The organism is Xanthobacter sp. NM-25 (genome assembly GCF_022138605.1).
GTDB lineage: Bacteria > Pseudomonadota > Alphaproteobacteria > Rhizobiales > Xanthobacteraceae > Xanthobacter.
On sequence record NZ_JACBFS010000004.1, the window covers coordinates 576211 to 587413 of the forward strand.

Consider the following 11203-nt stretch of genomic DNA (forward strand, 5'->3'; position numbering starts at 1 on the left):
CTGGCTGGCCATCCATCAAAAACGCGAGTCGCGGCGACCCCGAGGGATGTCTCCCGTGGAGATCAATGACCCACGTGAGGCAAGGTTGTGCCGTTTCGTCCGGAGGCCGAGGGACGGGTTCAGCTGGTACGCGGCTGCATCGCCGTAAGATTGTGGAATTCACGGAACGGACCACTGCACCGACTAAAACTCGGAGACAAATACGGACCGCGCGCCTACTTCTAGGTGAACAATGTAGCCTTCCCGCCCGCGGGTGGGCGGAGAGAAGCGATGCAGGTCACAAACTGTGGACGCGGTGTCCACGTCCGGGAGGTTAAGGGAGTCGACCGCTTAAGAGCGCTGCCACGGAGCTGGTACGCCTTTACGAATCTCGAACTTGCCACGGGAATCGGGCGGTCACGCGAGATCGACGTGATCATGGTGACGGATCACGTCGTGTTCCTGATCGATCTCAAGGATTGGTCCGGGAAAATCGAAAGCGATTCGGGGAATTGGCTGCACAACGGGCGCGATACCGGGCCGTCGCCGGTCGCGAAGATTAACGCCAACGAGAAGGATGTTCTGCGCCTGCTCACGTCGGAACTGCGGAGGCGCCCGGAGAGCGCGAGCGCTCCTGTTCCCAAGATCGTTGGGGTCGTGGTCATTACCGGCAAGGCAGACGTGTCGGGGATTGCCGCAACGGAAAGAGGCAAGGTCTTTGCCATCGACGATTTTCTGAGAATCGCGGGCTCGGAACAGGCGCGGCGCGCGACCTTTGGCAATGTGGCGCCGCAAATCGTGGCGACCCCACTGACGGATGCGGTCTGGAAAGCCCGTTTTGCCAGCTTTCTCAACGTGAAAGCAGGACCGTTCAAGCCCGGGCGGCTGCGCTACGACCGCTATGTGGCCACGTCGGACCAGGCCACCTTCCAGCATCCGGCGGATATTTACCGGGAGTACGAGGCGGAAGAAGAGAACACGCCGCAAAACCTGGGAACCTTGCGGCTGTGGAACTTCGCCAATTGCACGGATGGGCGCTTCCAGACCGAGGAAGGCCGTGCGGAGATTGCCGGGCGCGAAGGCAAGGTCTTCTACTATCTCCGTGACCGGAGCGAGGATTGCGAGAACTGGATTCTGGTTCCGAAGGCGGCCGACCCCAATCAGAGCGTCAACTATTGGGAGGTCTATGACCGCCGGCGACGCCTGAAGCGGCTGCGCGACTTCGTCTCCAGCGAAGCGGCCAATCTCTCCCCGCAGGATCGGGTCGAACTGGCGCGCCAGCTGCTCGCGCGTGTCAAAGCCCTGCATATGTCGGAGGCGGCGCATCTGGACTTGGGCAGCCACAGCGTGTGGCTTGAGGCGCCATCGACAGTCCGGATTTCCCATCTGCTCGCGGCGAAGTTTCCTGAAGTCGCCTCGCTCGGCAAGGCGCGCTACCAGTTCCTCTCGACCGTGACCGCGCCCGAGGATGTGCTTGGCGACGATTTCAGTGCCAAGACGAAGGACGTGTTCCTGGCCGCGGTTGCGGTTCACGAGATTCTGTTCGGGCGCCCCCCGGCAAGCCCGTCCCCCGGCAATCCGCCGGACTGGAACGCCGCGATCGACGGCGACCTGACGTTTGAGCCGCTGCACCGCTGGTTCGCGAACGCCCTGGAGATCGACCCGGCATCCCGCTTTCCCGATGCCGGCGCCGCACTCGAAGCATTCAATGCGGCGACGGCATCGCGACCGACGCCCAAGGAGGTGATCGAGGGCCTTGACCGTTTTCGCGGGAGCATCCGGTCGCAGCGGCAGCTGTTCGGCTCCTATCCCGCCGTCGCGGACATCGCTTCGAGCGATATCGTTGAAATGTGGCGGAGCGCGCGGGACGGCTCTCCCGTCAAAGTGAAAATGTGGAAGCGTCAGGCCTGGGGCGACCAGGCCCGCGAGAGCGCTCGCATTCTCGACTTTCTCAACCGTGCCCTGGACCTGAAGCTCTCGCCGCCGCCCGGCTGCACGCCGGTCAGGGATGTGTTGTGGCTCGGCGACGCGATCGTGCTGGTGCAGGACTGGATCGAGGGCGAGACGCTGACGGGTAGTCTCGCGTCGACGCCGGGCACCTGGCACGACCCGCATGCCGCGCTGACGTTTCTGGCGCGTCTCGCCACCATCGTGATGGACCTTCATGCGCGGGGCGCGGCGCACGGCGACCTGAAGCCGGATAACATCATCGTCCGGGAGGGAGAATCTCCCGAACCGGTCCTGGTCGACACGATTGATTTCGCGCCGGCGCGGGATGGCGATATTGTCTCGAACGCCTATGCGCCCGACAGCGGTAGCCGGCAGGAACGGGACAATTTTGCCGTCACGAAGATTGTCGAAGAGGTTCTTGCCCGGAGCGCTATGGAGGCAGCGGCCGCGGCGTCCATCGCGACCGCCATTGCGACCTGCCGGGACAGGGTGCCGCGGAACGCCACCCTGTCACCGCTGGCGGAAGCGTTGGATGCCGCGCTGACGCCGTGCGCCGAGGCGCCGCGCCTGTCCATCGCGCTATCGATCCGGGGCGCCGAGACCGGTCCCCTCTTTCCGGACGAAGGGCGCGTCTATCTGCGTGCCGGCCAGGGCATCGCGGCGCTCTTCATCCGTGGCAGCGGGGAGGAAATCGAGATCCGCCTCGACGTCAACGGCGTCCCGCGCTCGGGACGCCGGCGACCGGTCAATCAAGGATGGATCGCGCGCATCGCCAAATATGAATTCAAGTCGATCCCGGCCGACATCACGGTCGAACGCTCCGATCTTAATGACTTCGAGGCGCTCGCCGGGCTCCTCGAGGATGCGGATGTTCGGGAGGCGCTTGGCCGCGCGCGCACGCCGGGGCGCGCCGGGGCGCCCGACGACGACGCGCCCGCCGACCAGGAAGAACTCGGGGACGTTGCCGAAGACACGCTTGTGGAAGAAATCGCGGCGGCGTCACCCGCGGTCCGGACGGCGGATACCGACGTGCCGGCGCTGTGGCGCAGTCTTATGGACGCGGAGGCCGAGCTTACGACAGAAGGGGTGGCGCTTTCCGATGCCTTCTTTGACCGCAATCTGAGGCGCCATGTGGTGCCGTTCGAGCTGTCCAGCGGAACGTTCGACTTCGACCGGGCCGACAAGGTGGGGGTGGAAAAGCTCGATACCAAGGGCATCTGGCGCCGCGTTGGCGAATTGGATACCGCCCGGTCCAAGCTCGGGGTGGTCGTGATTGATCCAACCGAATATGCAAACCCCCACCAAGCCCGGATCATTGAGGAAAACCAGCGGCTGCGCTTCACCAGCCACTTCGAGCTGCAAAGCCTTCGCCGGCGCGAAGGGGCGATTGAGAAGATGCTGTCGCGCACGTCGCGCGTTCCGGGCCTCATTGACGTCTTCGACCCACGCAAGCGTGTGCTTCCCGTTACGACGACGACCGTCCTGGATGCGGCGCTGGTGGATGGCTATGGGCTTAATCCGAGTCAGAAAGAGGCGCTGGGCGTTCTTCTCGGTGCGCGGCCCCTTGGATTGCTGCAGGGGCCGCCGGGCACCGGCAAGACGAAGTTCATTGCGGCGCTGACGCACTACGCCCTGGCGAAGGGACTGGCGCGCAACGTGTTGCTTGCGAGCCAGTCGCACGAAGCCGTCAACAACGCGGCGGAAGCCGTGCTGGCGCTCTTTCGGCGATCCGGCGGCGAGCCAAGCATTCTGCGTGTCGGTGCGGAGGGCGTCGTGTCCGATCGGCTGCTCCCCTATCATACCGGACGGGCCGAGCTTTCGTTCAAGGACCGCTTTCGCGCCCAGCACAGCGAGCGCCTTCACATCGCCGGCGCCGCACTCGGCCTCCCGGAAGGCCTCGTTGAGGACCTCCTGTTCGTGGAATCGGCGGTGCGGCCAGTCTGCGCGCGGATGGCAGCCCTGGCCAGCGATGCCGAGGCGGATCCAAGTCGGGTTGACGGCCTTCGTCAGACCCTGCGGGCCCACCTGTCCTATCTCGGCTTGCCCGAGGAGTTGCCGGGGCCGGACAGCGACGTGATGGCGCTCGTGGACAGCACCGCCGACGCCCTTGTCGCGCGGCGCAAGGGAGAGCCGGGCGTTAGCGCAGCCAGCGCAGCAAGGCTGCGCACCGTGAGCAGGATTGCCCGCGACTTTGTAACAAGCGCCTCAACGGCTCAACGGAGCTTCGAGCCGTTCCTCGCCGGTACGCGCCAGATTGTGGCCGGGACGTGCGTCGGACTTGGCCGGCCCTCGCTGGGGCTCACGAGCACGCCATTCGATCTCGTGATCGTGGATGAAGCGGCGCGCTGCACGGCAAGCGAGTTGTCCGTGCCGCTTCAGGCCGGCCGGTGGATTATCCTGGTCGGCGACCAGGCGCAGCTGGAGCCGCTGCACAAGCCGGAAGTCGTGCAGCAAGTGGGCGCACGGGCCGGCTTCCCGAAAGGCGAAATTGTGCGCAGCGATTTCGCCCGCGTCTTTGAGACCGCCTATGGGGCTGCCGCCGGCAAGAAGCTGAAAACGCAGTACCGGATGCTGCCGCCCATCGGACGGCTTGTGTCCGATACCTTCTATCCGGAGATTGACCTCGAGCATGGGCGGGACACGCCGGAGGTTCCCCCCGGCGTGCTCCCGGACGATCTCGGCGTTCCTCTGACCTGGATCGCGACGGACAGCCTGGGGGAACAGGGCTTCGAAAGCCCCGAGGCAGGAGGAACGAGCCGTAGCAACCGGGTCGAAGCGGATTGCATCCTGACCCTCCTCACCGGATGGTACGAGCATGAGCCGTTTCGCAACTGGCTCACGACACAGGCCCAATATCCCCACGGTATCGGCGTCATCTGCATGTACGCCGCGCAGCGGGATCATCTGAGGAGCCGGATTCTGAAGACGCCGCACGGTGACACGCTGTTGCGGCACGTCAAGATCGACACCGTCGACAGCTATCAGGGGAAAGAAAATCCGATCGTCATTCTTTCGCTGGTGCGCAACAACGCAGACGGCATTCAGCAGGCGGGCGTAGCGACGGTACGCGAGGGATTTCTGTCACGCAGCAACCGCATCAATGTCGCCGTGAGCCGGGCGATGGATCGGCTGGTGATCGTCGGGGGCAACACGCGGTGGCGGCAGGGAGGGCCGATGCGGCGTCTCGCGGATAATTTCGCCAAGGCGCTCACCAATGGCGAGGCCGTCATGCGCAGCGCTTCCGACGTTGTGAGCGCCGCGACGGGCACGCCGCGCGGCAAGAAGACGAGCACGGGAGGCTGAGGATGGCGATCCAAAAGCGTTCGCTGCTTCATTTGAAGAGCCAGGGGTTGGTGGATCCGGAGGAGGACCGTCCGATCGAACTTGCGACCTATGACGTGCTCCTGCCGTGCCGCAACTTCTTCGTCGATCACAAAGTCGCCGTCCTGGGACGCACGTCGTTGACGACCGAGTTCCTGCTGCGGCTCGTAAAGGCCGTTCCGGGAATGTCGGAGGCGGACGCCGCGGCTTTCTTTGGCTTCAATGTACGCGAGATGTCCTTTGTGCTCGCCGAGGCCGAGACGCCAGGCTACGTCGAGCGGCGTGACGGACGGCTTTGGCTAACGGCCGTCGGGGACGGGTTGTTTCGGGACGGCAGCGCGGAGCCGGAAATCTTCGCGGTGGAGTCGCGGCGCAGCAAGGTCGGGTTCGATCTCTTATCGCTTGCGCCCGAGCGCGCCCGCTTTCTCACGGAGTTCGAGCTCGGGCTTGGCGAGCTGACGATCCTCGACGAGGAGGCCGCGGGGTCGGCAGCGGCGCGCGTTCCTCAGGCGTTCCGAAAGTTTTTTTTGGAAATCGCCGACCGGCGGGAGCGCGACAAGGGTGAGAAGAAGGACCTCTATTCGGTCGATCCGGTGACGCCGGGCAGCCGCTTCCTGAGCACGGTGCGCACCGTCGTGCGGGCCCGTGCCGCATATCCGAGCTCGGAAGAGAACGACCTGAACGATTGGCGGCCGGAGCATGAACAGGCGGACCGGCCGGAAATCGTGAGCGCGGTGGCGTCGTTTGTCGACGGGCTGAAGCTGTCGCGCAGCGAGGGCGACGCGGACGCCTATGACGTCCTTCTCCGCCTCGCGCCAGAGTTCCTGAATGATTTTGCGAGGCGGGATGGACTTGCCATCACCCGCTACTACCGGGAAGCCATTGCGCGCGCCGGCGATGTCCGGGCAGACCGCAAGACAGCACCGGTCGTCGGCTCGCTCTTGCTGCCGGAGAACCGGACGCGTCTCTTCGATGTGTTAGACTACGGATCGCGCCAGCACCCGGCCGCGCCGTCCTTCTCTCTGTGGCTCACGCCGCAGGTACCGTGGTGGAATGCAACAACGTTGCTCGATGACGCGGTCGCCGGCATGCGGACACGCTGGAACGCACAGCGCGCCGACGGCCAGACGGATACCATGGAAGCGGTATGTCTCACGGCGCCGCGCCCACCGCGTTACATCGAAAAGGCGTTTGACGTCATCGGGACGAGCGACGTTCGTGGCTTTCCCGGCCCGCTCGAAATCCTGCTCGTACCCGAGGTGGCGGTGGCCGCGCTTGTGCATGCTCCCATCGAGTCCCCCCGTGGCTTTGCGGTTCCTCTGGGATTCGTCAGCTTTGATGCGGCGGTCGTGCAGCGGGCGGAGCACTATGTGCTGGATCACCTCGGCGCATACATCCCAGATGACGGCCTTTACCGGGCGTTGGCGGCGGCACTATCCCAACATCAGGATTGAGCACGACGCGATCGTTGGAGCGGCGCGACGGACGGTGTAACGCGTTGCGCGGACCGAGTGGGTCGTTCGCCTGCCCCGAAAATGGTTCTATCGATTGATCAGGGAGCCTAGAGAGACCGAATAAAGGTCGACGCTATATCCCAAAGCCGAATCATCTGCGTCGAGGTCCATCTGATGATCAACGAAACGTCGAGCACACCTGCCTCAACGAGCGTCGCGAGCACGAGCAGCAGGGCTACGGTTACGACTACGCGACGTGTCCGGCGCTCGGTCAGCCGGTAGTCTTCGATCGCCTCAGAAAGCGGCGTCTCGGCAAGCTCGCGATAGTCGTCATCATCCAGGAATGCGTAGAGCTTGGTTCGCCATGCGGCCCGGCTCTGTTCGAGCGATGTAAGAAAGCGTCGGTTGATCGACGTCGTCAGCCAGAACGACGTGATGAAATAACCGGCGACCAACAGGTAGATCGTCGAGAAAGCGAAGGATGACGGCACCGTCTTCGCAGCGTCGAGGCCGAAGCGAACAGCCATGACGCCGATCGCAACAGCGACGTCGCGCCATACTGCGCTCGACAGATCGCGGGCCTGCTGGACGAGCTTCTGGACGTCGTCAGCCAATGTCTTCCGCAGATCCGCCAAGGCCTTCAAGGTGTCCTTGCTGCCGGCCCGGAGATGAGCCTTGTAGAGCAGTCGAGCGGAATCGAGCGACGATTCCAATTTTCCTTTCAAGCCGTCCGCGAACGATTTTCCCGAGGGCCATTCCCGAGCCAATTCGGCTGAAAGAAAGGTGTGGCGAACCTCGACGTCCGTCCCCTCCAGATAGACCCATGCAGCCGCCTGTTGAAGAGCCGCGAACGGGGCGTCGGCGACGCCGAACTGACCGAGTTCAAGGCGCCGCGGCGGTTGTCCGGCCAAGCTGACGCGCTCTTCATCGCCCTCGATATAGAGCTCGTTGGGGAGCGACCGGGCGATCATCGAGGTGGAAATCGCCGCCCACGCTTGCCAGGCCGGTCCGCGACCATGGTCTCCCTCAGCGACCCATGGCTCGATCCTGGATGGCGCCATCAGGGCCGACGATTGGGATCGGACCTGACGCCTCGGGCTCCCATCGCGCGGCGCAGGCGCGTCGGGGCCGGCGGCGGGCGCGCTCTCCCATGGCGCGACGTCGAAAGCTCGGCTCCTGAAGCGCCCCTCGTCGAAGGCGAGCCGAACCGCCGTGCTCGAAGACACCTGGGCGTCGTTGAGCAGTAAGGATCGCCAACCTTCCGGCGTGAACAGGTGAGGCGCGTTCGCGCTCGACGCGAACGTCACGGTGATGCGGACCCCATCGCCTTCGACCGCGTCTCGGGGCTGGATGGGGTCGTCCGAGGAATCGATGCAGGAGAGCGACAGCCAGTCCGGAGCGGCATCGGAAGCGATCTGCCAAGCATCGAGCGCGGCGCGCGTCAGCGATCCGGACAGGCTCAGCCTACCGGGGTCTTCGCCGATACGCAAATCGGCGGCTGCGCGGCTCGCCTCAACGGCGGCGTGTACCTGTGTCGATATCGACATCGTCAACCTTTAGACCCGTGGTGACGATCAAGATTTCCTTACGGCCGTCCTCACGGTCGCGGACCATGGGTTGGTGATCCTCGTCGTAAAGAATCTGCGTGCCTTCGTCCGTCTCCAGTCGGTGTTTGCGTGGTTTCTGCACTCTCTCAGGGTTGATGTCGAAGGTTTCTTCGGACACCCCGTGCTGCCTGAGGTTGCGCGTGAGGGTCCGCCGAAGCGGCGCGTCCTCGGGAACTTGGCCGAAGATCGCGGTGAGAATCGGCTCGAAGGCCTCCGGATCGAAACGATGCCCCTGACGCAGGACCTCATAAATGCGGTTCACGCCGCTGCGCCTGATCTCCTCGGGCAGCGAGGTCCGGTGCTCCTTGAAGGTGGCCTTGAACGCCTCGACCAGCTTTCCACTCATCTCGTCCGGCGAATTCACTCGACGCACCTGGAGGAAGCGCTCGAAATAGTCAGAAATGTGGGCCGTGTTGGAGCGATCCCGCACCATCAGGCGCCCGCCCGTGCTGGCGCCGAGGCGAACCAACGCGATCTTCTGCATCGCCTCGGGCTTACGGACGAACGTTTCCTGGAACCGTTCGAGCCGCGGCACCTGAGGTTCGTCGCCGTTCCTAAGGATGTACCGAACTACGTCCTCATTGTCGTATTTGATCAGGGCGTAAACCGGGCTTGCCGCTCCGACCCCAAGCTCGAAGACGAAGAACACCCCTACGCTCGTCGGCGCGGAATGTTGCTTCTGGAACTCCAACGCCAAGGCCTGGCTTTGCCCCGTGAACGTGTCGGAGTTGTCGCTGATCTCTCGCAACATGCGCTCGGCGTCGGATCGGGGCCGGAACTCGAACAGGTTGCCCCTCAGCGCCGACTTGACGCGGTCGATGAAGAAATCCGTGTGTTGGGGCGGCGCAATCTCCTCCAGCAGGATCGGCTCCTCCAACGTTTTGCCGACGACATGGAAGATCATGCGCCGAATCTGGAGCGAGGCCTTCTCTTCGTCCGATAGAAACCCCATGCCATCCCCCATGCCCTACCCACCGCGTTCAGACCGATAGCGCGGCTTTTCCCGCAGCTTCGGGCAAGGATTGACCGTGCGCAACGCCAGGTTGGCCTATGCTGAAACGAAGCTGTTGACCACGGCACCATATGTTCTCTATATGTTCTATTCAAGCGAACCGAATGCCCCTGCTGCCTTGATTCAAGTTAGCGAAGAGCCATCTTTTCGCCCGAGCGGCGTTCGGTCGCCAACAGGTGGAGACCGATGTCGATAACCTCTCTGTCCTCTGAGATCTCGCGTCTGACGCGCGACATCGCCGAGCTCCAAAAGAAGCGCGGCGATATCGCGCGAAAGCGCAGTGACGTCATGGCGAAAGTCGACAGGGCCCAGCGTGCGATGGCGTCCGCTAAAGATCTCCGCAAAGCCGCCGATCAAGCAAAGGTCCTGTCGGGCCTCCAGAATGAGCTATCACGTATCGACAGTACGGACGCCGACCTGATGCGTAAGCTAGCCGACAAGGAGAAATCCCTCAGCGAGAGGCGTGCCCGGCTGGCCAAAGAAGAGGCCGACCAAGCCAAACGCCTGCGCGAGGAGAACAAGCGAGAGCTCGATCGGCAGCGCCGTGCCGCAGATGACCTCCAGCGCTCCATCGCGTCCACATCGCGCTCGATCACCCAGGTTGGCTCAACCACGTTCGCGAAGGAGCCCACGGAGGAGCCGGATTACGACTTCTTCATCTCGCATGCATCGGAAGACAAGGATGAGGTGGCACGACCACTCGCGGAGGCGCTCAGCGTGTTGGGCTGCAAAGTCTGGTACGACGAATTGACGCTGAAGGTCGGGGACAGCTTGCGACGTTCCATTGACAAGGGCATCGCCCGCTCCCGTTTCGGCGTGGTGGTGCTATCGGAGACCTTCTTCAAGAAAGATTGGACACAACGAGAGCTGGACGGGCTGACGCAACAGGAAATTGCCGGCGAGAGCCGCATCTTGCCACTCTGGCATAGGGTGACCGCCGCCGAGGTCAGGAAGTTCAGCCCTTCGCTTGCCGATAAGGTGGCTCTGAGCACCGCCACGAAAACCATCGACGAGATCGCTAGCCTGCTGGGGAGCATGATCGGAGCCTCGGCCTCGCAAGCGACCCTCGAAAACACTACGCTAGAGTCATAGAGTTTATGCGGTGACATCCAGCGTCGGATGGCGCTCAAAAGACTATGTTACCGATCTTGGAATAGGTCTCTCAACCAGTTTTGGGAATGCTAGTTACAAGGCCCATCGGTCACCGCTTCCCGAGAAACCCACAAGGCATTCGCTGTGGAGGCATTTATTCTCCGCAAGAATCGGACGCTGTGAACTCCCTTCATTCGCGATCATGCTCGCCCCTTGATGGTGTGTGAAACTGGGATCGCCAATGACTCAGCCACCTGTCCACCTCGACTTGGCACCTTGCAGCTGGCTTCTAAGCTGTTCCCGGCAGATTCAGCTGGTAGCGCGTATAGCGGCGCTCACCGGTTCGCGTCAGGGCACCTTTCTCAACCAGATCATGCAAATCGCGCGTGGCGGTCGGGCGTGAAGTGCCGGTGATCGTGATGTAGTTCTCTGCGCTCAGGCCGCCTGTGAAGCCACCGGGACCCTCGCGGAATAGACGGGCGATCACCTTCTCCTGCCGGTCGTTTATCTTGTCGTGGAAGCGATCGTAGAAGTGCGCCTTGGCGATGTGGAAGGCGACGCGGCCGAGCGTCATCCGCTGGGCCGCGATGATCGTCTCGGCAAAGTAAACCAGCCACTCCGTGATATCGAGCGTCCGCTGATAGACCTCCAGCTGCTCATAATAGGTCTTGCGGTGCTGCTCGATGGTATGGGCGAGTGCGATCAGCGTCGGTTGTCCGATATTCTGCGCGAGGGACTTTTCCGCGGCGGCGCGACCGATCCGACCGTTGCCATCCTCGAAGGGGTGG

Annotated in this window: 6 protein-coding genes; 3 read left to right on the forward strand and 3 right to left on the reverse strand. The window is 63.3% G+C overall.

Going from position 1 to position 11203, the window contains the following annotated elements; all coding sequences use genetic code 11:
• The first annotated feature begins 270 nt into the window (after nucleotides 1–270).
• Nucleotides 271–5232 carry an AAA domain-containing protein gene (locus tag MEU52_RS14380; protein WP_238123135.1) on the forward strand — a complete coding sequence of 1654 codons (4962 nt, stop codon included), beginning with the start codon at nucleotides 271–273 and terminating at the stop codon, nucleotides 5230–5232.
• Nucleotides 5233–5234: 2 nt separating this feature from the next.
• Nucleotides 5235–6704 carry a hypothetical protein gene (locus tag MEU52_RS14385; protein WP_238123136.1) on the forward strand — a complete coding sequence of 490 codons (1470 nt, stop codon included), beginning with the start codon at nucleotides 5235–5237 and terminating at the stop codon, nucleotides 6702–6704.
• A gap of 107 nt (nucleotides 6705–6811) precedes the next feature.
• Here the strand turns inward: MEU52_RS14385 and MEU52_RS14390 are convergent, their stop codons facing one another.
• Both MEU52_RS14390 and MEU52_RS14395 read right to left on the reverse strand, forming a co-directional pair.
• Nucleotides 6812–8251: a hypothetical protein gene (locus MEU52_RS14390; RefSeq protein ID WP_238123137.1), complete on the reverse strand. Its 1440-nt coding sequence runs from the start codon at nucleotides 8249–8251 to the stop codon at nucleotides 6812–6814.
• Nucleotides 8217–9263, reverse strand: coding sequence for a nucleoid-associated protein (locus MEU52_RS14395; RefSeq protein WP_238123138.1), 1047 nt, complete (start codon nucleotides 9261–9263; stop codon nucleotides 8217–8219). Before MEU52_RS14395 ends, MEU52_RS14390 begins: the two co-directional genes overlap by 35 nt.
• Nucleotides 9264–9509: 246 nt before the next feature.
• Between MEU52_RS14395 and MEU52_RS14400 the strand changes: the two genes are divergently transcribed.
• Entirely contained in the window at nucleotides 9510–10415 is a 906-nt protein-coding gene (locus MEU52_RS14400; RefSeq protein WP_238123139.1) for a toll/interleukin-1 receptor domain-containing protein, read from the forward strand.
• A 289-nt stretch (nucleotides 10416–10704) separates the two neighbouring features.
• On the opposite strand, the gene MEU52_RS14405 is transcribed toward MEU52_RS14400, so the two are convergent.
• A partial coding sequence (locus MEU52_RS14405) for a Fic family protein (RefSeq protein WP_443267080.1) occupies nucleotides 10705–11203 on the reverse strand: 499 nt, incomplete at its 5' end.

Excerpts from the sequence above, each read along its gene's own strand:
- MEU52_RS14380 (WP_238123135.1), top strand. The coding sequence starts at position 271 with ATGCAGGTCACAAACTGTGGACGCGGTGTCCACGTCCGGGAGGTTAAG.
- MEU52_RS14385 (WP_238123136.1), top strand. The coding sequence starts at position 5,235 with ATGGCGATCCAAAAGCGTTCGCTGCTTCATTTGAAGAGCCAGGGGTTG.
- MEU52_RS14390 (WP_238123137.1), bottom strand. The coding sequence starts at position 8,251 with ATGTCGATATCGACACAGGTACACGCCGCCGTTGAGGCGAGCCGCGCA.
- MEU52_RS14395 (WP_238123138.1), bottom strand. The coding sequence starts at position 9,263 with ATGGGGTTTCTATCGGACGAAGAGAAGGCCTCGCTCCAGATTCGGCGC.
- MEU52_RS14400 (WP_238123139.1), top strand. The coding sequence starts at position 9,510 with ATGTCGATAACCTCTCTGTCCTCTGAGATCTCGCGTCTGACGCGCGAC.